The organism is Tahibacter amnicola, assembly GCF_025398735.1.
Taxonomy (GTDB): domain Bacteria; phylum Pseudomonadota; class Gammaproteobacteria; order Xanthomonadales; family Rhodanobacteraceae; genus Tahibacter; species Tahibacter amnicola.
This window is the reverse complement of sequence record NZ_CP104694.1, coordinates 4,230,717-4,255,751: the sequence shown is the minus strand read 5'-3', so window position 1 is coordinate 4,255,751 and position 25,035 is coordinate 4,230,717. Positions and strand designations below refer to the sequence as shown.

Genomic DNA, 25,035 nt, shown 5'->3' with positions numbered 1-25,035 from the left:
CGGCCCGCTGCCGCAGTATGGCAAAGCGTCACGAGGCGCGTCGTGCGGCAAGCCGCTTTTCCCAGGCCAGCGCGCTGCGGGCGATCAGGTCCAGGTCGTCCAGGCGCGGAATCCAGCCGAGCGTATCGCGGATCCGGGCGCAGCGGGCGATCAGCTCGGGTGGGTCACCGGCGCGGCGATCCTGCTCAAGCACCGGGATGGACTGGCCGTGGGCCCGGCTCATGGCCGAGAGCACTTCGCGCACGCTGTAGCCGTGCCCGTAGCCGGCGTTGAGCACCGCCGAGGCGCCGCCGTCGCGCAGATAAGCCAGGGCGGCCAGGTGTGCGGCGGCGAGGTCGTCAACGTGGATGTAGTCGCGCACGCCGGTGCCGTCGGCGGTGGGGTAGTCCGTGCCGTAGATCGCCACATGCGGCCGCACGCCGATCGCGGCTTCCGCAGCGACCTTCATCAGCAGGGTCGCCTTCGCCGTGGATTGGCCGATGCGTCCGCGGCCGTCGCAGCCGGCGACGTTGAAGTAGCGCAGCGCGACATAGCGCATGGCGCAGCTGGCCGCCAGATCGCGCAGCATCCACTCGCTCATGAGTTTGGACGTGCCGTAGGGGTTGATCGGATTGGTCGGCGTCTCCTCGCAGGCATGGCCGCCCTGGGGAACGCCGTACACTGCTGCGGTCGAGGAAAACACGATGTGCCGGATGTCCGCCCGCGCACAACAGGCGAGCAGGTTGCGCGTCGCGCCGGTATTGGTCGCGTAGTAGCGCAGTGGATCGCTGACCGATTCGGGCACGATGGTGCGGGCCGCGAAATGCATCACCGTGTCAATCGGGTACTGGCGCAGCAGGTTGGATACCAGTTCCGTATCGCCGACATCACCGATGATCAGTTCGCCGCCCAGCACGGCTTCGCGAAAGCCGGTGCTCAGGTTGTCCAGCACGACGACTTCTTCGCCGGCCTCCAGCAGCTGGGCGACCACATGGCTGCCGATGTAGCCGGCACCGCCGGTGACCAGGATCTTTGCTTTGCTCATGGCTTGGTCTCCGCAGGGAAAGGCGCCGCGCCGACCGGGACGCGTGCCGTCAGGTGCTTGACGTCGACCACGTCGATATCGCCGTGGCGGGCATAGGTGTGGCAGCCGCGCAATCCGCCAGCCCAGGTGGGCTCCAGTGTTCCGAGCACGCACTCTTCGTAGCGTTCGGGATCGAGGACGCGGATCTCGTGAAAGACGATGGCGCGGCCGTATTCGGCGGCGCAGTCCTGGCCGGGCCGGATCAGGCGGCCGTCGCGCACGAACAGGGGCCCGGCGGGGCGTGCCCGGTGGACATCGCTGCAGACGGGATTTTGTGCATGCGGGGTCCATGGGCCTTCCGGCGATGGCGCATGGAACAGGAACAGCTCGTTCCATTCGCGGCCATCGTCGTTGAAGACGGTTTCGGCCACGCAGGCAAACATCCACCAGCGGCCGTCGTGCGCAATCAGGGTGGCGTCGACGACGCGCCATCCGTTGAGCAGTTGGCCGAGCGATTGCCACTGGCTGGGGAAGGTGACGGCTCCGAGCAATTCCACGCGCTCGGCCAGTGCCGATTCCATCACCAGGCAGGAGCGGCCCTGCCATTCCAGCAGGTGCGGATAGGAAAGGTGATACGGGCGTTGCAGCGTCCGCTCGATGCGCACGACATTGAGCGCATCGTCCAGTTCCAGCGTATGGATTTCGCCGCGGCGCGTGCGGTGGTGGTAGGCCTCGACCAGGATGTAGAACCGGCCTTCGTGATGCACGGGAGCCGGATCTGCCCAGAACCAGCCTCGCGGCGGGTGGAGCACCCGGTCGGGCGAGAAGTGGGGATCTGCCGGATCAATTCCGGTCTGGCTGCGTCGCAGCGCGATACTCCAGGATTCGCGACGCAGCGGACGGTAGAAGTGCCGGCGCAACCCGCGCGCAAGCAGACACATGCCGAGCCAGCCGGTCTGCAACGGACCGGGCAGCGCAGCCCCGGGCTCGGCGACGGCCGCGCGCGGTGGCTGTCCGCATGCCAGTCGCCGCAGCGCGCGGGTCAGTTGCGCCGGCGCCTTCTGCAGCTGGTAGGCGCGGTGGCGCGTGAAACTGATCTGCGCCACGCTGATGACGCCCGGTTCGAGCAGGATCCACGCGTCGCGGCCCGCATCGTGGACGCGCAGTCCGACCGTGGCGCTCACGTGGCCGGCGCGGAATGCCGGCAGCATCCACGCGCCGCAGCGCAGGGACGAGGTGGCGTCCGCATCGAGCGTCCAGGTCGTGGTTGCCAGTGCGGCCAGGTCCGGGTGCGGCGGTGCATGGCCGATGATCAGCAACACGTCGGGTTGGTGCTGCCGGATCGCTGCCCGGGCGTCATCAGATGCCACGCAGCAGCCGGTCGCACCAGCGACGCCGTCCAGCGCAGGAGCGTCGACGCACTCGCCCAGCAGGGGGGTTTCTTCCAGGATCGTGCGCATCGGGCCGGCCAGGCGCGCGTCGAGCGCCAGGTAGGTATCGAACGTGCGATGCCTCAGTTGTGCGACGGATTCGCCCGTGCGCAGCACGGTGACATCCAGGAACGGGCACTCCTGCAATGCCGCCAGGGATTCGGCGAGCCAGCGTGGACCACGCCGCGCACCCAGGAGCACCACGACGCGAAGCGCCGGACCAACCGGTTCCCGGTGCAGACGCGAACGCTTCAGCCGATGCGCACCGTCAGCCATGGGCAGGCCTCGCATCGATCGGTGTCAGCCATTCGAGGACGGTCCGTGCCAGTCGCTGGCGCTGCGCCGGATCGAAAAAGAGGTGGTCGCATTCACGCCAGTGCGCCAGGGTCACCAGGGGATTGCGCGCGGCATCGCCGAAGGTGTGGCGAAACTGGCGCTGGTGCAGGAAATAATTCGCGGCTCCGCCGGTGTACAACGCCAACAGACGCACGCCGCGATCGAGCAGTGCCGCGAGCTGGGCCTGCTCCGCACCGGGCGCTGGCCAATGGCGGTAGTCTGCGACGGTGGCGGCGGGAACACCTTGCCGCTGCATCCGGTTGCGCAGCATCGCCCACCACCGCGACGGCGGACGTTGCAGCGCGAGCAGCAATTGCCCCAGGCGGAACCACGGGCCGGTTCGCGCGAGCCCGTCGAGCATCAGCACGCCGTTGACGCGGGCGTCGGTCAGCGCCAGTTTCCAGGCCAGGTCTGCCGCGCTGCAGATACCGCCCACGACGAAGCGGGGCGTTCCGGTGCGTTCGGCGAAGCGGTCGAGCGCACGTGCTACGGCCGTTGTTGCAGCGCTGTCCGAACGCACAAGGGCATCGCCGATACCCGGTGCATCAAACCGTAGGGTCGGATAGCCGGCCAGCGCCAGTTGGCGCGCCAGCTCCACGTGCAGCCGGAACGGGCCGATGCGATGGATCATTCCCGCATTGAGCAACACCACGCCGCACCGGCGCGGTGTCTGCGTCGGCAGCGTGACGATGCCGAACTGGCCATCGTCGAGCGGGAGGACGTGCTCGGTCATGCACGCGCTCCTGCCAGGCTCGCCATATCGGCGGCGACCCCGGCGAGCGTGGCTGCGCAGGTCGGAGCGCGCAGGTCGATCTGCTGCAGCCAGTCGGACAGCGCCGGCGGCAGGGTCAGGCCCCGGCCACCGTGGCGCGCACGGCGCTCGGCCGTATCCAGTAGTACGAAATCATCGAGCGATGCGGGCAGGGTGCGCGCATCCAGTGTGCTGACCAGCCGCGGTCCGACCCGGAATCCCATCAGGCTGTCGGTATCCACCGGCACGCTCCGACCATTGCGCAGGAAGGGAAAGCGCCGCGTATTGATGCGTTCTTCCTGCTCGCGTTGCCGGGTTTCGGCGAGCCATTCGCGGCCGCTCTGGGCCGGTTGCCATAGCCACAGCGGCAAGGCATGCCGGGTCGCGAGCGCATGCGCCACCAGCGCACCGGCGCGGATACCCATGACCGCGACCGGTGTGTCAGGCAGTCGGGTGCGCAGGTGGGCCAGCAGATAGTGCGTGTCGGTCTCGGCACTATCCAGGTCCAGCACGCTGCCGTCGCCTTCGGCATCGCCGCTGCCCACGTAATCAAAGCGCGTCGTGGCGATGCCGTGCTGGGCCAGCGCCGCGCCGAGCATTGCGAACAGCCGGTAGCTGCGGACATGCTCGTGCAACAGCGGCGGGCAGAACAGCAGCGCCAGACGCGCCGGTGTGTCCGGATAGTGCGTGACGGCGAAGATGCGGTGACCGCCGGCGTTGACGAATTCCGGTTCCAGCCGCATCACGGAGCACCTCCCGGCAAGCCGAGCCAGCGACCGAGCTTCTGGCGGAATCCGGATCGCGCCGGTGTTTCCGGTGTGTCAGGCGTGATACCGTCCGGCAATTCTTCGGCAATTGCGCGCAGGGAGCTGTTGGCCAGGCGCAACAGGTTCAGCCGTACGCCGGTTTCGGCCTCCAGGCGCGTCAGCAGCCGCAGCGCCAGCAGCGAATGTCCGCCAGCATCGAAGAAGTTGTCTTCGCCGGTGATCGTGTCCTGGCCGATCAGCTCGCGGCAGAGTGCGACCAGTCGTTGCTCGCGCGGATCGGTGAATGACGGTGTGCAAACACGCATGGCCGCATGCTCTGGAACCGGTAGCGAGCCCCGGTCGACCTTGCCGTTCGGAAGGCGCGGCAGGGCCGTCAGCGGAACGATGTGCTGGGGAATCAGGTAAGCGGGCAACTTCTGCCGAAGTGCCGCGCGCAATGCCGTGGGGCTGGGCGTGTCCGCACCACGTGCAACGATGTAGGCCACCAGGGCAGGCTCGCCGGAACTCACTGTCTGAACCGTAACGAGCGCGTCTGCCACGTCCGGCAGGTCCCGCAGGCAATGTTCGATCTCACCGGGTTCGATGCGATAACCCCGCAGCTTCACCTGGTGATCGCGGCGCCCCAGGTGTTCGAGCTGCCCGTCGCTCATCCAGCGACCGAGGTCGCCGGTGCGGTACAGGCGGCTGCCGGGCTCGGTCGCGAACGGATCGGCGATAAACCGCTCGGCCGTCTGCGCCGCGTCGAAGGGATAACCGTCGCTCAGCCCGTCGCCACCGATGCAGATTTCGCCCGGCACGCCGAACGGACAGGGCAGACCCTGCGCGTCCAGCACATGTACCTGGGTATTGCGGATCGGTCTGCCGATGCGGATCGTCGTGGAATCGCGCTGCACCTTCCATAGCGTCGACCAGACGGTGGTTTCCGTCGGCCCGTAGAGATTCCATACACCCTCGCTGCGCAATGCCAACGCCGTTGCGAGGTCGGCCGGCAGCGGCTCGCCGCCCACGAGCACGCGGAATTGAGGCGATCCGCGCCAGCCTGCCTCCAGCAGGAGTCGCCAGGTGGTCGGCGTGGCCTGCATGACCGTGGCGCGGGTGGATTCGAGCAGGCTGCGCAGCGCGGTTCCGTCGGCGGCGACGCGGGTGGGCGCGATTTCCAGCCGTGCGCCCGAATACAACGGCAGCAGCAGTTCCAGTACCGCGATATCGAAGGACAGCGTGGTGACGGCCACCAGCGTGTCGGAGGCTGCCATGCCCGGTTCCTGCGCCATGCTGCGCAGGAAGTTGGCGACTGCCCGGTGGGGCACGCTGACTCCCTTGGGACGTCCGGTCGAACCGGAGGTAAAGATGAGGTAGGCCGCGTCGTCGGCCTGGGCCAGGCCCGCATCCGCCGGCACCGGCGTGACCGCTGCCAATGCCGGCTGTTCCGCCGGATCGTCCAGGACCAGCCGGGTGCATCCGTCGTGCGCCGGCAGTACGGTCACCAGGGCTGATTCGGTCAGCAGGACGCACAGATCCGACTGTTCGGCCATGTAGGCCAGGCGGTCGGACGGGTAGTTCGGGTCCAGCGGTACATAGGCCGCGCCGGCGCGCAGCGTGGCCAGCACGGCGACGGGAAGGTGCGGTGTCCGTTCCAGGCAGATGCCGACGCGCCGTCCGCGGCCGGCGCCCAGCGCACGCAGGCGGCCGCACAGCCGGGCCACGTGCTGTTCCAATTCGGCGTAGGTGAGCTGTGTCTGCGACTGCGAGACGGCGATCTGCGTGGCCTGGCGGCTCCACCCGGCGCTGACCAGGGCATCGACGCACTCCTGCTGGCGCGGGACGCAGTGCGCCGGACGGCTCAGGCTCATCAAGCGCTGGTATTCGTCCGTCGGCATCAGAGGGAGACGATCGATACGCTCGTCGGTGTCCGCCAGCGCGAGGAAGGTCTGGAGCAGGTGCTGGTAACGCGCGGCAATCAGCTGAGCGGTCGATGCATCGAGGATGTCGGTGTTGAAATTGAGGACACAGATCAGCCGTTCGTTGGTCTCCACGCACCAGAGCGACAGGTCGTAGGCCGCGGCGTGCAGGGGAATGGTGACGCGCTCGTGGCGCAGGTCGCCCCAATGGGTGGGACGCTCGCGCACGTCCTGGAAGGAGAACAAGGACTGGGCCAGGGGGGACGGCTGGCGTCGCGCGGCACTTTCAACTCGCGCACGAGGTGTTCCATCGGGACGTCGGGACAGGCGAAGGCGTCGACCACGCGACGCCGGGTGCCAGTCACCCAGTCGCCGATCGTGCTGTCGCTGGTGTAGCGCGAGCGCAATGGCAGCGCGTTGACGAAGAAGCCCATCACCGGTTCCAGTTCCGGCCGTTCGCGGGCCCGCACCGGCATCGCGATGACGATGTCGTCCTGTGCGCTGAGGCGATGCAGCAGGAGCGCGAAGGCCGATAGCAATGTCGAGAACAGCGTGCCGCCCTGGCGCTGGCTCAGGCGCTGCAGGCGATCGAGCGTGGCGCGGTCCACGTAGGTGTAATGCGAGGCGCCGCGTCCGCTCGGGGTCGCCGGGCGTGGACGGTCGGCAGGCAGGCTCAGTACCGGTGGCAGGGGACTGAGGACGTCGCGCCAGTGGGCCATCTGCCGCGCCAGCTCGCTGCCCGCCATCCACTGCGCATGCCATTGGGCGAAATCGCCATAGCGCACGGCCAGTGGCGCCAGCCGGGTCGGGCGGTCTTCGCAATGCGCCGCATACAGCTCGGCCATGTCGCGGTACAGCAGGTCGAAGGACCAGCCGTCCCAGATGAGGTGGTGGGCGACGAATACGAAAACGTGCTCGTCCGCTGCCAGGCGCAGCAGGGCCGTGCGGAACAGCGGGCCGTTGACCAGGTCGAACGGCTTCTGCAGCTGTTCCGCCACGCAGGCCTGCAGGCTGGCCTCCGCGGCGGCGCGGTCCAGGTGGGCGTAGTCGAGGAAGGGGCAATCCACCGGCATCGAAGGCAGGATGCGCTGGAAGTCGCCGTTGGCATCCGAACCGATGACCGTACGCAGGCTTTCCTGCCGTTCGATCACATCCCGCAACGCGGCTTCAAAGGCGGCGCGCTGGAACGGTCCGCGCAAGCGGTGCGCCGACGGGACATTGTGGATCAGGGTCCCTGGCTGCAGCTGTTCAATGAACCACAGGCGCTGCTGCATCAGCGATAGCGGCGCGCGGCCCTCGTCGCTACGACGGCTGATCACCTCCGTTTCGGCGAGTGCGGGGGCGGTCGCCGCCAGCACCTTTGCCAGCGCGCCGGGCGTCGGTGCCTCGAACAGGGTACGCAGGGAAGGACGAACGCCGAAGTGCTGCTGCAACCGCGCGGCGAGTTTTGCCGCCAGCAGCGAGTGTCCGCCCAGTTCAAAGAAGTGGTCATCGGGCGAAACGGCGTCCCGTCGCAGTACGGCCGCCATTGCCTGGGCAATCGTGGCGACGGCAACTTCGGCGGTGTCAGGCGCGGTTGCGCTGACGGCACCGCTATCCAGGGCCGGCAAGCGTTTGCGGTCGGTCTTGCCATTGGCAAGCAGGGGAATGTCGGCGAGTCCCACGACGTGCTGGGGCAGCATGTACTCGGGCAGCGACGCGGCCAGAAATTCCCGCACCTCGCTGATCGCGGGCAGGGGCCCCTGCGGCACCACGTAGGCGACCAGGCGAATATCGTCGTGATCGAGCGCCACTGGATTGACGACGCAGCGGGACACCCGGGCGTGCTGAAGCAATCGGGCCTCGATCTCGCCCAGCTCGATGCGATTGCCGCGGATCTTGACCTGCTGGTCGGCGCGGCCGAGGTACTCGATGGTACCGTCGTCGCGCCAGCGACCGAGGTCGCCGGTCCGGTAGAGCAGGCCGCCCTCGCGCGCGGGATCGGGCAGGAAACGCTCGGCGGTCAGGTCCGGCCGGCCAACGTAACCCAGGCCGACCTGTACGCCGCCGATGAAGATCTCGCCCGGCTCTCCGATGGCGACGGGGTGGTGTGATTGGTCGAGCAGGTGGAGCGTCGTGTTGGCAACGGGGCGCCCGATCGGAATGAGGGTCCGCGGGGTCGACGCGCGGCAGTCCCAGTACGACACGTCCACGGCGGCTTCGGTCGGGCCGTACAGGTTGGAGAGCAGCAGCTGTGGCAGCCGGCGGAACAACCGGTCCACGAGATCCGCAGGAAGCGCTTCGCCGGAGCACACCACGTGGCGCAACGCCTGGCAGCGTTCGACATCCGCTTCGTCCAGGAAAATGCGCAGCATCGAGGGCACGAAGTGCAGCGTCTGTATGCCTTCGCGCGCGATGAGGTCGACCAGATAGGCGGCGTCGCGGTGCCCATCCGGACGTGCTAGCACGAGGGTCGCGCCGCTCATCAGCGGCCAGAAGAACTCCCACACCGAGACGTCGAAGCTGTAAGGTGTCTTCTGCAGCACGCGGTCACCGGCGGCCAGGCCGTATTGCTGCTGCATCCATAGCAGCCGGTTGACCACGCCGCGGTGCGTGTTGATGGCGCCCTTCGGGCGGCCGGTCGAGCCGGAGGTGAAGATGACGTAGGCGATGTCGTCCGGTCCGCCGGTGATCGTACGGGCGAGCGCGTCATCGGCCGGCACGGGCTCGAGCGAATCCATGCTGACCAGCCAGGCGTCCTGCGGGAAGGCGTCACCGACACGCGCGCGCTCGGTCGCGCCGGTGACGACGACACGCAGGGCAGCGTCCTGACACATATCCGCCAGTCGCGCGACGGGATAGCCCGGATCCAGCGGCACATACGCACCGCCGCTGAAAACGACGCCCAGCAATGCGGCCACGAGATCGACACTGCGGTCCAGGCACACGCCGACCATCACACCAGGCCCGACGCCCAGCTCACGCAGGTGATCCGCCAATGACCAGGCCCGCTGCGCCAGTTCGGTGTAGGTGACATCGCGCCCATCGAAGCGCACCGCGACGGCGTTGGCATGCGGGTGCAACTGGCGCTGTACCAGGTCACCCAGGCGCAGGGACGGGTCGAAGTCGACGCGTGTGGCGTTCCACTGCGCGATGCGGGTTGCGTCGTCGTGCGTACCACGCGGTGCATCGCTGCCGCCGTCCAGTACGCTGCGGATCGCCGCCGCGATTTCGGCAATACGTTCGGTGCTGAAATAGTCCGTGCTGTAGTGGAGGTCCAGGCTCAACGCGTCGCCGAATTCATAGAAATTGAAGACGATCTCGCCCAGCAGGCCTGCCTTCGGAGTTTCTTCCAGACGTGCGGACAGCGGCGCGAATGCGGAAAGATCCACTGCCGGATTCAGATTGAAATAGGTGCCCGTCAGCGGCGGGCGATCACCCTGCGCCACGATTCCCAGTTCGCGTGCGAGCTGGCTCTGGGTGACCTGCGGATGATCGAAGGCATCGAGCAACTGGCTGCGCGCCGCCGCAATACGGGCGTCCAGTGACTGGCCCGCGAGGTCGCGCACGCGCACCGGCAGGTCCAGCACGCCATCGCCCAGCACGGCGGTATGCGGCACCAGGCACTGGCCGGCGAACGGTACGCCGAGAATGAAATCCGTCCGCCCGGACAGGCGCTCGATGATGGAAGCGACGGCGGCGAACAGGGCGTGGAACAGCGTTGCACGGTGCGCACGCGCCTGCTGCTGCCACCGTAGCAAGGTCTGCGCGCCGAAATGCAGTCGATGCGTCGCGGCGGCGAAACGGCGTGGGCCATGAGGCGTCCTGTCGCCCAGCGCGAGCGGCAGGGGCGGTGCATTCAGCACGCGACGCCAGTAGTCCAGGGCGCGCCGGCCGTCGTCCCCGCCCATTTGCTCCTGCAAAGCCGTCGCCAGCGCCAACGGCGAGTCGGCGGCGCGCGTGGATGGCGCCTGTCCGGCGCAGCGCGCGTGATAGGCGCGGGCGAGGTCAGCAACGAGAATACCTGTAGCCCAGCCATCGAAGACCAGATGGCTGGCGACCAGGTGTACCACCTGGTGATCGGTGGCCATCCGGTGCCGTGAGAGTGCGACCAGGGGCGCCTTGTCGAGGGCGAAAGCCTGGCGTCCCGCCGAGTGGCAATAGGCTTGCAGAGCCTTGTGCGGGTCGGTTTCGCCGCTCCAGTCGTGCACGGTGTGGCGGGGCATGGCTTCGACCACGCGCTGCAGTGGCTCCTCGCGATCAAACTGGATGCGGAAAGCCGGATGGCGGGTCGTGACGTCGACGATGGCCTGGTCGAGCGCATCCACATTGATGACGCCATGCAGGTGCAGGCAGAACGTTTCGTTCAATGCGAGCAGTGCGGCGTCGTCGTAGCAGGCGGCCAGCCAGCGCTCGGTCTGGCCCGGCGACAAGGGGCCCGCCGTCGCCGCGGCAGCGACCAGCGCAGTATCTGTGGCAGGCAACCCGTCGCGCCGCGTCAGGAAGCCCCTGCGCAGAAGCTCATCGAGAACCTGCAGGAAGATCGTACGGATGCGTTCGATGTCGGCATCGGTCATCGCGGCGGTGACGAAATGCCCGAACTGCTCGTACACATGCAGGCCATGGAAGCGCAGCAGGTAGTAGAACAGGCTGACGTGGGACTGGTCGGTGTCCCAACGCAGACGCCACAGCGAGGCGCAATGAACAGCCGTCACCGGCGCGCCACGCGCGGCGAAGGCCTCGTTTAGCTGATCGATCAGACGCTGTGTCCGTGCATTGAGCCCGGTGTAGAACGCCTCGCCCCGTTCGCGCAGGGTACGCAGGGTGGCCTCGGCCGCGGCGAGCGCGAGCGGATGCCGCACGAAGGTGCCGGCGAAGTACGTAACGCCGGCTTCCGGCACGGAATCATCGCCGTACTGCCAGAAACCGCCGTCGAACGCATCCAGCCAGCGCGCTGCGCCGGCGATAGCGGCCAGCGGCAGTCCGCCGCCGATGATCTTGCCGTAGGTGCAGATGTCCGCGCGCACGCCGTAGAACGCCTGCGCTCCGCCGGGCGCCAGGCGGAAGCCCGTGACGACCTCATCGAAGATCAAGGCGCAACCGGCCTCGTCGCAGATCTGGCGCAACGCCTTCACGAAGGCGCCGGGCTGCAGGGTCGGATGCTTGTTCTGCACCGGCTCGATCATGATTGCGGCGAGCGTGTGGGCGCATTCGCGCAGGCGTTGCAACGCCGCATCGCTGGCGTAGTCGAGCACGAGGATGTTCTCGACCGCGCTGGCCGGAATGCCCGGTGCGGCGGCGCGCGAGCGCCCGTCGGGCGAGGCGCGCACGATCACTTCGTCGAAGATCCCGTGATAGGAATCAGTGAATACGGCGACAGTGTTGCGCCCGGTCACGGTGCGCGCGAGCCGCAAGGCGCCCATGACGGCCTCGGAGCCGGTATTGCAGAAGGCGACGCGCTCGCAGCCGGTCATCTCGGCGATGAGGTTGGCGACGACCGGCGCCAGCGGATGCTGTGGCCCGACTTCCAGCCCCTTGTCGAGCTGGGCGTGCATGGCGGCAATCACCTCGGGCGGCTGATAGCCCAGCACGTTGGCGCCAAAGCTCGACAGCAGGTCGATGTACTCGTTGCCGTCCAGGTCCCACAGGCGTGCGCCGGCGGAGCGGTCGACCACGATGGGGTAGACCAGCGACTTCCACTGCGGATGGAAACCGGTCACGACACGCGGGTCGGACATTCGCCGGCGGTGCTGCTGGCTGAAGGCGCGCGATTTTCCGGTGCGTGTGGTGTACTGGGCGATGAATTGCTGCAGCCAGGTTTCCTGACTGTCGTTGAGCCGCGATGCGGCACGCGTGGCAATGCGTGCCGAGGCGCCGAAGGGGCGCTCGCGCAGATCCGCCGCCTCGGCCCTGGCCGGCAATGGCGCGGCGGAAACAGGGGCCGCGGCCGGCTGTGCGTCGGGCGCCGCCGGACGTCCGCGCAACAGTGCCAGATGCTCGGCCATCAGCGCCGTCTGCTGCCGGATCAGGGCCAGCAGGGGATCGCCGGTGCCAGGCAAGGCGGGCGTCGCCACTATCGTCGGTTCTGTTGGCGGAGCGGGCGTGTGGGCGGCAGGACGGAACCGATCCGCCGGGAGCGTGGCGTCGAAATGGGTTGCCAGCCGCGCAATCGTATCCAGCTCGTCCATGAGCTGGCGCAAACGAAGGCGTACGCCGAACACCCGGTCGATCTCCAGGCAGGCCTGGGTCAGCGTCAGGGAGTCGAAGCCCTGTTCAACCAGCGGCAGATGCGCTTCCAGCGCTGTGGCGGCAATGCCGGAAACCGCTGCGAGCGTATGGCGTAGCGACTGTTCCAGCTGGGGCAGACGGTCAGACATGCAGACTTCCTTTCCCGCGCCGGTCGCCGGTGCGGATGATCGAATCGCTACGCCGGTGGTAGCGGCCCGGGAGCTGAACCAGAATCGGGAATCGGCAAACGGATAGGCCGGCAACGACACGCGCGCGGCGCCGCGCCACATGTCGGTGCGCAGGCGGACCCCGCGGGACCATAGCTGTCCGATCGCCGTCAGCGTGGTACGCAGGGTGCGGTCCGTTGACTGTCGTGGCATCAGCGGCAGATACGCTGCGTCCGACGCCGGCAAGGCGCGCAGGGCTCCTGCCAGTGCCGCCGGCGGGCCGAGCTCGAGGAACAATGTGTCGCCCTTTGCCGCTTCCGTGGCGATAGCCGCGGCGAACTGCACGGGGCGGCGCATCTGCTGGGCCCAGTATTCGGGGCTCGTCGCGTCACGGCCGTTCAACTCGGTACCGCTGACATTGGAATACACGGGAACCTGTGGCGCCTTGCGTGGCACCCGGGCGACCGCTTCGGCCAGCAGTGGCATCGCAGCTTGCATGGCCGCGCTATGAAACGCGTGGCGCACCGTAAGCACCGTTGCCGCCGTGCCGGCGGCGCCGAGCGTCTGTGCCAGCGCCGCGATGGCATCCGCAGGGCCTGCCAGGACCGTGGCGTCGGCAGCGTTCACGGCGGCCAGTTCGATCGGGTCGTGCAGGTAAGGGGCGATTTCCGCTTCGCCGGCCCGGACGGCCAGCATGGCGCCATGGGCCTGCGCAGCCATGGCCGCGGCGCGGGCGCACACGACGGCGCAGGCATCTTCCAGCGTGAATACGCCGGCCCGCACAGCGGCGCCGTACTCGCCGACACTGTGCCCGATCAGCGCATCGGGCTGAACACCGAACGTGTCCATCAATGCTGCCCAGGCGTAACCGAGGCAAAGCAGGGCGGGTTGCGCCAGACGGGTGGTGCTCAGAGCGGCGGAATTGGCCGCAGCCGACTCGAGCAGCAGGGGCCGCAGGTCGGCTCCGCAATGGGGCTGGCAGCACGCCGCCGCGGTGTCGAGGGCTTCGCGAAAGACGGCAAACGCCGCGTAGGGTGCTGCAGCGCTGCCGGCGAGGTCGACACCCTGTCCCGGATAGACGAACACGATGCGCGGGTTGCCGGCACGAACACCGGCTGGCAGCGCGCGCAGGGCCGCGACGGCTTCCGGCGCAGTGGCGGCGGTGATGGCCGCGCGCCAGGCCAACGCCGTGCGGCCGGCCAACAGCGTGGCCTCAATGGCGCCGAGGTTAGCCTCGGCGCCCTGCCGCTCGAGGGCATCGGCGAGATCGCGTGCCCGGCGCTGCAACGCGTCCGGCGTAGCGGCGGAGAGGGGGATCAGGCAATGGCGATCGGTGACTGGCAGGGGCGCGGCGCAATCGCCTTCTTCCATCACGATATGCGCATTTGTGCCGCCGACGCCGAAGGAGCTGACGCCCGCCAGGCGCGGACGGGCGGATCGGGGCCAGGGCTCGGCGACGGACGTGATGCGGAATGGCGTGGCGTCAAGGCCGATATGCGGATTGGCCGTCGTGAAATGTGCCGTCGGAGGAATGAGCTCGTGGCGGAAGCACAGCACCGTCTTGATGACACCCAGGATGCCGGCGGCTGCCGTGGTGTGGCCGATGTTTCCCTTGAGCGAACCGAGCACGCAGACGCCGGGCAGCGGTGAGTCATCGGCGTAGGCGTGTGTCAGCGCGCTGACCTCGACGGGATCACCCAGCGCCGTTCCGGTGCCGTGGGCTTCGACATAGCCGACATCTTCACTGCGCACACCGGCGGCGTCGAGCGCGGCGCGTATCGCGGCAGACTGGCCGGCGGCGCTCGGTGCCGTAAAGCTGGCCTTGCCGCCGCCGTCATTGTTGAGGCCGATACCGCGGATGATGGCGTGGATGGTGTTGCCGCTGGCGCGTGCCTGCTCCAATCGGCGTAGCACGACGATGCCCGCGCCGCTGGAAAACACCGTGCCGCTTGCCGCCGCGTCAAAGGGCCGGCAACGACCATCCGACGACTCCATGCCACCTTCGACATGGAGATAGCCACCGTGTTGCGGCAGTACGAGGCTGGCTGCGCCGGCGATCGCGATGTCGCACTGTCCGGTAACGAGCGCCTGTACGGCCTGTGCGATGGCGACCAGGCCGGTGGAGCAGGCCGTGTGCACGCTGATCGCCGGGCCGGTGAGATCCAGCCGATGGGCGATGCGGGTGGCGACGTAATCCTTTTCGTTGGCCAGCATGGCCGCGAATTCGCCGCTGCCGGCAACCAGTTCCGGCGCCGCGGCGCGCAGTGCGGGGAAGTACGCATTGTTGCCCGTTCCCGCAAACACGCCGATGCGGCTGGTGTGCTGTGCGGTATCGATGCCCGCGTGCTCCAGCGCCTGCCAGGCCAGTTCCAGCAGCCATCGCTGCTGTGGATCGATGAGTGTGGCTTCGCGCTCGCCAATACCGAAGAACGCCGCGTCGAAGCGGTCCTCGTCGGGTACTACGCCGCGTGCGGCGACGAAATTGGCATGCTGCGCAACGGATGGTGGAATCGCCGGGTCGAGTTCGCCGGCGGTGAAATGCCGGATGCAATCGCGACCGGCGACAAGGTTTTCCCAGAACGCTTCCAACGTGTCAGCCTGCGGCGCGCGCAACGCCATGCCGATCACGGCAATGCGCGCATCCGTCCCTGCCGGTTCGGCGACAGTGCGCCGCGCAGCGGGACGCTGCAGCTGGCGGGCCAGTCCGCGAATCGTCGGCCGGTCGTAGACGTCGGCAACGCTCAGGCCGGTGTGGCCGCGCGCCTTGAGCTGGGAAAGGAAACGCAGCACGAGCAGGGACCGTGCGCCGGCCTCAAACAGATTCGTATCGTCAGCCAGGTCGTCGCGGCCCAGCAGCGCCTGCCAGGTATCGCGGATCACGTCGATGGACGCGCCGCCTGCCGGCGGCGCAGTGCCGGTGTTGGCGGGCGATGTCGCCAACGCACGTCGGTCGATCTTGCCGCTGGCGGTCTGCGGCAGCCGATCGCGCCTTTCATAACGCAGCGGCTGCATGGCTTCGGGCAGGTGCTCGCGTGCATGACGGCGCAGCTCGCTGACGAGCGAGGCCGGTGATGCCGGGTCGGCCGCAACTATCCAGGCCGTCAGTTGTTTGCCGGCGAGTGCGGAGTCGGACAACCCCACGACGCACTCGCGCACCAGGGACGAGGCGAGCAGCACCGCCTCGATTTCGGCGGGCTCCACGCGGAATCCGTCAATCTTGAGCTGGTCGTCGGCGCGCCCCTGGTAGTGCAGCAGCCCTTGGGCATCGACCATGGCGCGATCGCCGGTCCGGTACCAGCGTCCGTTACCGGCACCCAGCCATTCGCCGAAGCGTTCCCGGGTCAGGTCTTCCCGGCCGAGGTAGCCGTGCGCCAGCGTTTCGCCGCCGAGGAGAAGTGTGGCGTCGCCGTCGGCCTCCCGCAGCCATTCGATGCGCACATGCGGCAGGGCCGTGCCGATGCTGGCGACCGCGGGCCACTGGCTTGCATCGCCGCTCAGTTCATGGGCGGTGACGACGTGTGTTTCGGTGGGTCCATAGTGATTGTGCAGTACCGCTCCCGGCAGACGCTGGAACAGACGGCGGATCGACGGCGTGATCTGCAGGGTTTCGCCAGCGCTGACGACATCGCGCAGCGGCGGCAGCGCTGGAGCATCCTCGGCGGCGTCCGCCAGTAGCTGCAGCGCGACGTACGGCAGGAAGATGCGCTCGACGTGATGCGCAACGAGCGACTGCAACAGCTGGGCAGGGTCACGGCGCTGCGATTCCTCGATGAGCAGGAGGCATCCGCCACAGGCCACTGTCGACAGGATCTCCTGCGCATGAACATCGAACGACAGCGGAGCGAACTGCAGCGTGACCGCCGGCTCACCCAGCCGGGCGTGCGCTGCGTGCCACGCCGTCAGGTGCTGCAAGGGCAGCGAACCCATTGCCACACCTTTGGGATGGCCGGTGGATCCGGAGGTGAACAACACGTAGCACAGGTCGGTCCCGGCGCCGAACAGGCCGGCTTCCGGCGGTGCCGGGCGAGACAGCGTCGGCAGCGGGCCCAGTACAGCGGCCAGCTGGTCGACGGCGGATTGCTCGCCGGCCACGGCACGCGGGTGGCTGGCCGTGTACATCGCGCGGAGCCGCTCCGGCGGATAGCTCAGGTCAAAGGGAACGTAGGCAATGCCGGCATCGATTGCGGCAAGGATGGCGATCACCGTGTCGATACCGCGCACGGCGGCGATGCCCAGTCGGTCGCCCGGCATGAAACCCGCAGCGCGAAGTGCCTGCGCCATCGATTCGACAGCGCGACCCAGTGCGGCGTAGTGCACGACCTCGCCGCCCGCCAGCAATGCCGGACGTTCCGGCCAGTTCAGGCAGGCGCGTTGCAACCAGGACGACAGGGCAGGCAGATCAACTGCATTGCCGCAGAGCGCGCTAGTCATTTTGTCCATTCCCCCGACAGCGGCCAGGACCGCTGCATTCCCTTGTTGCGAACAATTACACGACTTGCAAAGTCCTCAAAAACAATAGCGCAAAAGGTCGTCAAATCCACTCGCCGGGGCGAGCGATTCCGCCCCGGACAGCGTCACGGCGGCGGGCTCCCCTTCCCGTCGCCGGACGTCGCGGAAGAACCTGTCGCTAGACCTGGTAGAAGTCGCGGTACCAGGCGACGAAACGCTTGACGCCCACGTCAACTGGCGTGCTCGGGCTGTAGCCGGTGTCGCGCATCAGGGCGTCAACATCGGCTTCCGTGTCCGGCACGTCCCCCGGTTGCAGGGGAAGCAAGCGCTTTTCGGCGGTCTTTCCAATCGCCTCTTCGATCAACTCGATATAGCGCGACAATTGCACCGGCGTGTGGTTGCCGATGTTGTAGAGGCGGTAGGGCGCCAGGCTGCTGGCCGGCGAGGGCTTGAGCGGGTCGAACGTGGCGTCGGCGGCCGGCACGCGGTCCAGCGTACGGATGACGCCTTCGACGATATCGTCGATGTAGGTGAAATCACGCGTGTGCTTGCCGAAATTGAACACGTCGATGGGCTCGCCGGCGAGGATCTTGCGCGTGAACAGGAACAGCGCCATATCCGGGCGACCCCAGGGGCCGTACACGGTGAAGAAGCGCAGGCCGGTCGTCGGCAGCTGGAAGAGATGGCTGTAGGTATGCGCCATCAGCTCGTTGGATTTCTTGCTGGCGGCATACAGGCTGACCGGGTGATCGACGCTGTCCTCGACGGCAAATGGCAGCTTGCGGTTGGCGCCATAGACCGAACTGGACGAGGCGTAGACCAGGTGTTCGACGCCGCGATGCCGGCAGCATTCCAGGATGTTGAGGAATCCGACGATGTTGGCGTCGATGTAGGCGCGCGGATTCTCCAGCGAGTAGCGCACGCCGGCCTGGGCGGCCAGGTTGACTACGCGCTGTGGTGCGAAATCGGCGAATGCGGCGTCGAGTGCGTCGCGGTCTTCAAGGCTGGCCTGGACGAAGCGGAAGCCGTCCCGTGGGGTCAGGCGATCCAGGCGCGCCTGCTTGAGACGGACATCGTAGTAGTTGTTGAGATTGTCGTAGCCCAGTACTTCGTCGCCGCGATCAAGCAGCCGATGAGCCAGGGTGGAGCCGATGAATCCGGCGGCTCCGGTGATCAACACGCGCATGGCAGAAATCCCTTGTTGCATTCGTGGGCGAGGGCCCGGGCGTCATGACCTGGAACGCCGGCAGCACCTCCCGCGCCGTCTCAGCGTCTTGCTCACAATCGGCAATTATCGATGGATACCCGGAAAATGTGCAACAGATCACGCTTTTTGACGGCATGATCGAAACGTCTGACCACGCCGCCCGGCACGTTCGCCTAGAGGCGTTCGTCCACCTCATGACGCGGCAGGATGTTCTTGACGTCGAACAGGACGGCACCGGGCTTGCCCAGGCGGCGGATCGCCGCACCGCCCATCTCGACGAAGTCGCGGTGCGCGACGGCCAGCACGATGGCGTCGTAGACCCCTTCGGCCAGGGAGTCGAGGAGGTCCAGCCCGTACTCGTCGTGCGCCTGCTCGCGGTTGCCCCATGGATCGTAGACATCGACGCTCACACCGAAGTCACGCAGTGCGGCAATCACGTCGACCACGCGCGTGTTGCGCAGGTCCGGGCAGTTTTCCTTGAAGGTGAGGCCCAGCACGAGAACGCGTGAATCCACCACATGGATGCGCTTGTTGGTCATCAGGCGTACCAGGCGCAGGGCGACATGTTCGCCCATGCCGTCGTTGATACGCCGGCCGGCCAGGATGACATCCGGGTGGTAACCGATTTCCTGGGCCTTGTGCGTCAGGTAGTACGGGTCGACGCCAATACAGTGGCCGCCAACGAGGCCGGGGCGGAATGGTAGAAAATTCCACTTTGTGCCGGCGGCCTCGAGCACTTCGACGGTGTCGATGCCCAGGCGCGAGAAGATTTGCGCCAGCTCGTTGATCAGCGCGATGTTGAGGTCGCGCTGGGTATTCTCGATGACCTTTGCGGCCTCGGCGACGCGGATGCTGGAAGCCTTGTGCGTGCCGGCCCGGATGATGCGCCGGTACAGGGTATCGACGAAATCCGCGATCTCGGGGGTGGAGCCGGAGGTGACCTTGACGATGTCTGGCAGTCGGTGCTCGCGGTCGCCCGGGTTGATGCGCTCGGGGCTGTAACCGGCGTAGAAGTCGACGTTGTAGCGAAGTCCGGACACCTTTTCGATCGTCGGGACGCAGACTTCTTCGGTAGCGCCTGGATACACGGTGGACTCGAAGATCACCACGTCGCCGCGCTGGAGAGTGGCGCCGACGGTGCGGCTGGCGGCCAGGAGCGGGGCGAAATCCGGTCGCTTGGACGCATCGATCGGGGTGGGAACGGTGACGATGTAGACGTTGCAATCCCGCAGCGCCTCCGCATCGGCGGAGAAGCGAAGATGCCGGGCTTCGGCCAGTTCGGCCGGTTCCACTTCCAGCGTGTGATCCTCGCCGGCGGCCAGTTCCTCGATGCGTTTCACGTTGATATCGAAGCCGACGGTCGGCAGGTGCCTGCCGAATTCCACCGCCAGCGGAAGACCGACGTACCCCAGGCCAATGATCCCGATCCGGGCGTCTCCGACCCGCTCGCCCAACTGTGCAGTCATACCCTGTTCCACTCCCTTAGAAGGCGCCGAAGTCTAGCAGCGGACCCTACCGGTCCCCATACCAGTAGCGAAAAATCCGGCGGCGACGCATCATGATAGTGGGGTGCGGGGTTTCTCGCTTCATTCTGCGAAAGGGTTTGCGTCCACAGGATCCGCGCTAGCGGACGACGGCGCTCGGCCAAACAAAGGAACTGTCAGATGCGTTCGCTCAGTGATGCATGGCATCCCACTCGCCGCTGGATTGTGCTGCTTGCCGTGGTGGAGTGGGGCGTGTTGAATGGTGTTTTCCAGGTTGCCGCATGGTTGCGCTTCCTCGGGAACAGCGATCTGATTGCGGCCGCGTTCGGCGACGTATACCGGCGCGGACTGCTGTTTGCAACGATCCAGGTGCTGGCGATGACCGCCATGGGCATGTACGTGGCGCACAGTCGCGAGGGGATCAATGGCCACATCGTGCGGGCCCTGGTCGCCTTTGTCGGCGGTGGCCTGGTGCTGATCGCGGCGCAATACCTGATGCCGATCACACCGATCGGGCGCGGCGTCATGCTGCTGGCCCTGTTCATCGGCTTTTTCGCCGTTGTCCTTACCCGCGTCATTGCGGTCTGGGGTGTTCGTGCAGACCTGCTGAAGCGTCGCGTTCTCGTGGTCGGCGCGGGTAGCAAGGCCGCGCTGATCAAGACCAAGCTCGCCGACATGAGTGACTGGCGCAGCATGATGATCGTCGGATTCGTGCCGTTGCAGGGTGACGACGAAACAGCCGTTCCCCAGGCGCAGAAACTCGCCGCTTCCGACGGCATTCTCGCGCTGGCGCGCGAGCTGGAGGTCGATGAGATCGTCGTCGCGCCGGACGATCGTCGCGGATCGCTGCCGATGGACGACCTGATGCAGTGCCGCCTGGAGGGGATTGCCCTCAATGACGTCGGTACTTTTCTGGAGAACGAGACGGGCCGCATCCAGGTCGGCGTGGTCAATCCCTCCTGGGTGGTGTTTGCCGAAGGATTCGACACGGGTGCCGTGCGAGCGGCGAGCAAGCGCGCCTTCGACGTGGCCGCCGCCACGACATTGTTGATCCTGACCCTTCCGATCATGCTGGTGACAGCCTTCCTGATCCTGCTCGAAGCGGGCTTCCGCGGTCCGATCTTCTATCGCCAGGAGCGTGTCGGGCAGGGCGGGCGGTCATTCTGGGTGCTCAAGTTCCGCAGCATGCGCACGGATGCCGAGAAGGATGGCGTGGCGCGCTGGGCAACCACCAACGATGACCGCGTGACACGCGTGGGCCGTGTTATCCGAAAGCTGCGTATCGACGAATTACCCCAGGTGATCAACGTGCTGAGCGGGTCGATGAGTTTTGTCGGGCCGCGCCCCGAACGTCCGCCATTCGTCGAGCAGTTGTCGGATGCGATTCCCTATTACGCGCTACGCCACGCCGTGAAGCCGGGCATTACCGGCTGGGCGCAGCTGCGCTATGCCTATGGCGCCTCGGTCGAGGATGCCGAGGAAAAGCTCAAGTACGACCTGTACTACGTCAAGAACCACAGCTTCATGTTCGACCTGCTGGTGTTGCTGCAGACCGTGGAGGTCGTGCTGTTCGGAAAAGGCGCGCGCTGATGCGTGTGGCTATTTCTTCACGCCCGGCGGCCGTTCCGGCGAGCCGGCCAACGGAATGCGCTTGGTGCTGTACCAGTCCACGACGCGGCCTTTGGAAAAACGCACGCTGGAATTGCCGTAGTACCACGTCTCGCCCTTTTCCCTGGTCGGCTTGCCCAACATGGCGCGCACCGATTTCACCGTATCGCCCAGCCGCAGCTGTCGCTTCGGCTCCGGCGCCACCGGCGGACGCAGCGCAACGGGCGGCCCGAACGCCGCTGCCGGCGCCTGGGGTCGAAGCACGACGCTTTCGGTGTTCGCCGGGCGCAGGGCAATGGCGGTCGGCACCAGGATCGCCACGGCGGCAACTGCCAGCGCGGCGCGCCGGAACAGCTGCGTCGACATCACCCGCGCGGCGACATGAAGCGGCGAAGGCGGCGCGGCCGGCGCTTCGGCCGGGGGCGCGACTGTTTCGACAGGTCGTCCTGGCAGGTGGCCATGCCGTCGGTGGAACGCCTGCAGGCGCCGGTATGCCGCGGTGGCTTCGTGCAAACGATCGGCAGCCTCGCGGCAATCGCCCGTGCGGTCCGGGTGGGATTGCCCCACGATGCGGCGCCAGGCGCCTTTCAGCTCGTCCGGCGTGCAACCCGGGCGAACGCCCAGGCTGGCGTAGTCCGCCAGGTATTCCGTCGGTTGTGCATAGCGCACGTCGATATCCCCCCAAAAGCCCGTCCAGAAGTGTGACGAACTTCTCATTATGCGCGAGGCTGCACTATGATCGCAGCCCGCGCCGTGTCGTCGATGGCGACTCCGCGCTTCCTGCACGGTCGCAATCCGGCCGCACCATACCTTGGTTTTGGGTCCACAGGAGTGTTCCGTGTCCTGGTTGATGCGCTGTGTCTCACTTCTTTTGCTCGCAACGATGGCGGCTGTGTCTGCCCAGACACCTGGCGTTGCGTCGAGCGCCGCCGCGCCCACCAGCGACGATGCGCTGTACCGCATCGGAGTGGATGATCGCGTGCAGGTATCGGTGTGGCGCAATCCGGAACTGAGCGTCACGGTGCCGGTGCGTCCCGACGGGCGCATCTCGGTACCCCTGGTGGGCGATGTCGTCGCCGGCGGCCGCGCGCCGCATGAAGTGGCGGCCGATATTGAAAAGCAGCTCGCGACCTACGTGCGCGATCCGAAAGTCGCCGTGATCCTGACCGAATTGCGCAGTCACGAATTCATTTCGCGCGTCCGCGTCACGGGCGCTGTGCGGCAACCGGTCTCGATTCCGTATCGGCAGGGCATGACCGTGCTCGATGCCGTGCTGCAGGCTGGCGGCATCACCGAGTTTGCCGCGCCGGATCGCACGCGGCTGTATCGCAAGGAACAGGGCAAGGCGGAAACCGTCCCGGTTCGATTGGGCGCCATTCTCCGCAACGGTGACCTGGAGACCAACGTGGACGTGAAGCCCGGCGACGTCATCACGATTCCCGAGCGCGTGCTGTGAGTCTTTCGGCGCTGACCGGCCCTGCGCGTGATCCGACGGCCGAGTTGCTCGGCCTGGTGCCGGTGCTGGGCGCCGAGTTGCGTCGCCGCGCCCTGGGCCTGTCGGTATGTTTCGCGGCGATTGCGCTTGCGGTCCTGGCGCTGGGCCTGGTCTGGCCAAAGAAGTTTGTATCGAGCACGACCATCCTGGTCAGCGAAGAGAACATCATCGCGCCACTGATGGAAGGACGCGCCGTTCCGACCAGTGTGGCAGACCGCGCCAAGATCGCCCGCGAGGTGATCTTCAGCCGCCGTCTGATGGGCGAGATCCTTAAAGCCGGCGGCTGGGCGGAGCGCTACACGCAGCCCATCGAGCAGGAGCGCGCCATCCAGGAGATCAAGCAGCGCACGGCGGTCAGCAGTCCCGGTGCCAATCTGATCAAGATCAGCTATTCCGATTCGCGCGCCGAGCGGACGTTCGCGGTCGCCAGGCGATACGCGGAGCTTTTCATCGAAGAAAGCCTGGCCGCGAAGGAACGTGAGAGCCGCGAAGCCTACGAATTTATCGCCGCACGCGTCGATGAGTACCACAAGAAACTCACCGACGTGGAAGACAAGCTCAAGCGCTACCGCAGCGAGAATCTTGAGGCGCGGCCCGGCAGCGACGCGGATGTGCGTACGCGCGTGTCCGAGATCCGTTCCCGCATCGAGAAGACGCGGACCGAACTGGCCGAACTCCAGATGCGCCAGAACACCCTGCAGGGACAGTTGAGCGGGGAGGCGGAAATTTCCGACGCCCGCAGCCGGTCGTCGCAATACCGTTCGCGTCTGGCGGACCTGACGGCGGAGCTGGACCGGCTTCGCCTGGACTACACCGACGAATACCCCGATGTGGTGCGCGTGCGGCATCAGATCGAAGACCTGCAGGCGGGGCTTGATCGCGAAGAGAGGGCCGAGGCCACGCGACGCGCGGATGGTGAGTCGGCGGCGTCTGCCAATCCGCTGTACCAGCAGCTGCGCGCGGACCTTGCCAAGGTCGGCGGCGACATGGCGGCGTTGCGCGCGCGGATCACCGAGAACGAAGCCCTGCTCGAGGCCGAACTGGATCGCGGCCGGCGTGTCGCTGATTCGGAAACGGCCCTGGTAGAACTCACGCGCGACCACGACGTCAATCGCGATATCTACCAGGATCTCCTGCGGCGACGCGAAAACGCGCGTGTCTCGATGAACCTGGATGCGGAGAAGCGCGGCCTGACGTTCCGCGTGCAGGAGCCCGCTGCCATGCCATTGCAGCCCAGCGGATTGCGGCTGCTGCATTTTGCACTGGGCGGAATTGCGCTCGGTGCTTTGCTGCCCTTGGCCTTGCTGATCGCCGTCCTGAAATTTGATCCACGTGCACGCACGGCCGCGGTGCTGGCGGGCGCGGCTGGACTACCGGTACTGGTATCAATTCCAGAGCAGCAGACGCTGCGCGAGCGGCGTGCGGAGTGGTTGCGGATCGGCGCCGCCTGCGTGGTGGTCCTGGCTGTAGTAGCCGTGTACGGCGTCGTGGCGCTCAGCCGCGGGAGTTTTGGTTCGTGAAAGACGCATTGGCCCGGCGCGAGACATTACCGGTGGTTGCCGACTCGGCAGTTGCGCCGTTCACACCGGCGCAATTGGAAGAGCGACGCATTGTTCGCCATGACATGGCCGACCCGCGCCAGGCTGATGCCTTCCGCGACCTGCGGACACAGCTGCTGGCGCGTGCGAACGGCGCCGGCGTCGTGACCCTGGTGGCGCCCGTCAGTCGCGGCAGCGGCGGCAGCTATGTGGCGGTCAACCTGGCTGCAGCGATGGTCTTCGACGAAACGCGCACAGCCATCCTGGTGGACTGCAACCTGCGTTCGCCGGTGCTGCATGATCGTCTCGGCGTGACGGCCGATCGCGGCGGGCTCGTCGATTACCTGGAAGGGCGCATCACCACGCCCGAGACCATTCTTTATGGCACGGGCGTTCCGCGCCTGATGCTGGTGCCCGCGGGCGGGCGGCGTGAAGCCAGCGGCGACCTGCTCGGCTCGCAGCGCATGCGACAGCTGCTGCACGCCTTGCGCACCATCGGAAATGGTGCACCGATCGTGCTCGACGCTGCTGCCGTGTCGTCTGCGCCGGACGGCCGTATTGTGTCCGAGCTGGCCGAACTCTCCGTGCTGGTGGCGCGCTACGGTCGGGATAGCGGCAGTGCGGTGCGCGAGACGGCCGCGGTGCTTGACCCGGCACACCTGGCCGGCGTGGTATTCAACCGTGTTCCCTAGGCC

The 25,035-nt window shown here is 67.0% G+C and carries 13 protein-coding genes; 4 read left to right on the top strand and 9 right to left on the bottom strand.

Annotated elements, in window-relative coordinates; genetic code table 11:
• Positions 1-28 precede the first annotated feature (28 nt).
• The 8 genes from galE to N4264_RS16480 all read right to left on the bottom strand — a co-directional run bounded on the left by galE (position 29) and on the right by N4264_RS16480 (position 19,681).
• A complete protein-coding gene (gene galE / locus N4264_RS16515; RefSeq protein WP_261693336.1) occupies positions 29-1,024 on the bottom strand; it encodes a UDP-glucose 4-epimerase GalE in 996 nt (331 codons plus the stop codon).
• Complete coding sequence (locus N4264_RS16510) at positions 1,021-2,709, bottom strand: glucosamine inositolphosphorylceramide transferase family protein (RefSeq protein WP_261693335.1); 1,689 nt, start codon at positions 2,707-2,709, stop codon at positions 1,021-1,023. Before N4264_RS16510 ends, galE begins: the two co-directional genes overlap by 4 nt.
• Entirely contained in the window at positions 2,702-3,502 is an 801-nt protein-coding gene (locus N4264_RS16505; RefSeq protein ID WP_261693334.1) for an alpha/beta fold hydrolase, read from the bottom strand. Before N4264_RS16505 ends, N4264_RS16510 begins: the two co-directional genes overlap by 8 nt.
• A complete protein-coding gene (locus N4264_RS16500; RefSeq protein ID WP_261697643.1) occupies positions 3,499-4,263 on the bottom strand; it encodes a serine aminopeptidase domain-containing protein in 765 nt (254 codons plus the stop codon). Before N4264_RS16500 ends, N4264_RS16505 begins: the two co-directional genes overlap by 4 nt.
• Positions 4,263-6,137, bottom strand: a complete 1,875-nt coding sequence (locus N4264_RS16495) for a non-ribosomal peptide synthetase (RefSeq protein WP_261697642.1) — start codon at positions 6,135-6,137, stop codon at positions 4,263-4,265. The genes N4264_RS16500 and N4264_RS16495 overlap by 1 nt, the downstream gene beginning before the upstream one ends.
• A 161-nt stretch (positions 6,138-6,298) precedes the next feature.
• Positions 6,299-16,990 (bottom strand): non-ribosomal peptide synthetase/type I polyketide synthase, encoded by a 10,692-nt coding sequence (locus N4264_RS16490; protein WP_261693333.1) that lies wholly within the window; start codon positions 16,988-16,990, stop codon positions 6,299-6,301.
• Between the two features lie 196 nt (positions 16,991-17,186).
• Positions 17,187-18,194: an NAD-dependent epimerase gene (locus N4264_RS16485; RefSeq protein WP_261693332.1), complete on the bottom strand. Its 1,008-nt coding sequence runs from the start codon at positions 18,192-18,194 to the stop codon at positions 17,187-17,189.
• Between the two features lie 194 nt (positions 18,195-18,388).
• A complete protein-coding gene (locus N4264_RS16480) occupies positions 18,389-19,681 on the bottom strand; it encodes a nucleotide sugar dehydrogenase (protein ID WP_261693331.1) in 1,293 nt (430 codons plus the stop codon).
• A gap of 198 nt (positions 19,682-19,879) precedes the next feature.
• On the opposite strand from N4264_RS16480, the gene N4264_RS16475 reads away from it, so the two are divergent.
• The gene (locus N4264_RS16475; protein WP_261693330.1) at positions 19,880-21,289 is read left to right on the top strand and encodes a TIGR03013 family XrtA/PEP-CTERM system glycosyltransferase; all 1,410 of its coding nucleotides are present in this window, start codon (positions 19,880-19,882) and stop codon (positions 21,287-21,289) included.
• Between the two features lie 9 nt (positions 21,290-21,298).
• Here N4264_RS16475 and N4264_RS16470 read toward each other — a convergent pair whose 3' ends face one another.
• Positions 21,299-21,976, bottom strand: a complete 678-nt coding sequence (locus N4264_RS16470; protein WP_261693329.1) for a J domain-containing protein — start codon at positions 21,974-21,976, stop codon at positions 21,299-21,301.
• A 169-nt stretch (positions 21,977-22,145) separates the two neighbouring features.
• On the opposite strand from N4264_RS16470, the gene N4264_RS16465 reads away from it, so the two are divergent.
• Genes N4264_RS16465 through N4264_RS16455 form a run of 3 tightly spaced genes read left to right on the top strand, consistent with a single transcriptional unit; the run spans position 22,146 to position 25,032 of the window.
• Positions 22,146-22,763, top strand: a complete 618-nt coding sequence (locus N4264_RS16465) for an XrtA/PEP-CTERM system exopolysaccharide export protein (RefSeq protein ID WP_261693328.1) — start codon at positions 22,146-22,148, stop codon at positions 22,761-22,763.
• On the top strand, positions 22,760-24,322 hold the full coding sequence (locus N4264_RS16460; protein WP_261693327.1) for an XrtA system polysaccharide chain length determinant: 1,563 nt from the start codon (positions 22,760-22,762) through the stop codon (positions 24,320-24,322). The genes N4264_RS16465 and N4264_RS16460 overlap by 4 nt, the downstream gene beginning before the upstream one ends.
• The gene (locus tag N4264_RS16455) at positions 24,319-25,032 is read left to right on the top strand and encodes a CpsD/CapB family tyrosine-protein kinase (RefSeq protein ID WP_261693326.1); all 714 of its coding nucleotides are present in this window, start codon (positions 24,319-24,321) and stop codon (positions 25,030-25,032) included. Before N4264_RS16460 ends, N4264_RS16455 begins: the two co-directional genes overlap by 4 nt.
• Positions 25,033-25,035: the final 3 nt, after the last annotated feature.

Bases quoted from the DNA above. Each gene is read 5' to 3' on its own strand.
- N4264_RS16475 (WP_261693330.1), top strand. From the start codon at position 19,880: ATGCGTTCGCTCAGTGATGCATGGCATCCCACTCGCCGCTGGATTGTG.
- N4264_RS16500 (WP_261697643.1), bottom strand. From the start codon at position 4,263: ATGCGGCTGGAACCGGAATTCGTCAACGCCGGCGGTCACCGCATCTTC.
- N4264_RS16485 (WP_261693332.1), bottom strand. From the start codon at position 18,194: ATGCGCGTGTTGATCACCGGAGCCGCCGGATTCATCGGCTCCACCCTG.
- N4264_RS16490 (WP_261693333.1), bottom strand. From the start codon at position 16,990: ATGACTAGCGCGCTCTGCGGCAATGCAGTTGATCTGCCTGCCCTGTCG.
- N4264_RS16505 (WP_261693334.1), bottom strand. From the start codon at position 3,502: ATGACCGAGCACGTCCTCCCGCTCGACGATGGCCAGTTCGGCATCGTC.
- N4264_RS16480 (WP_261693331.1), bottom strand. From the start codon at position 19,681: ATGACTGCACAGTTGGGCGAGCGGGTCGGAGACGCCCGGATCGGGATC.
- N4264_RS16495 (WP_261697642.1), bottom strand. From the start codon at position 6,137: ATGAGCCTGAGCCGTCCGGCGCACTGCGTCCCGCGCCAGCAGGAGTGC.
- N4264_RS16510 (WP_261693335.1), bottom strand. From the start codon at position 2,709: ATGGCTGACGGTGCGCATCGGCTGAAGCGTTCGCGTCTGCACCGGGAA.
- galE (WP_261693336.1), bottom strand. From the start codon at position 1,024: ATGAGCAAAGCAAAGATCCTGGTCACCGGCGGTGCCGGCTACATCGGC.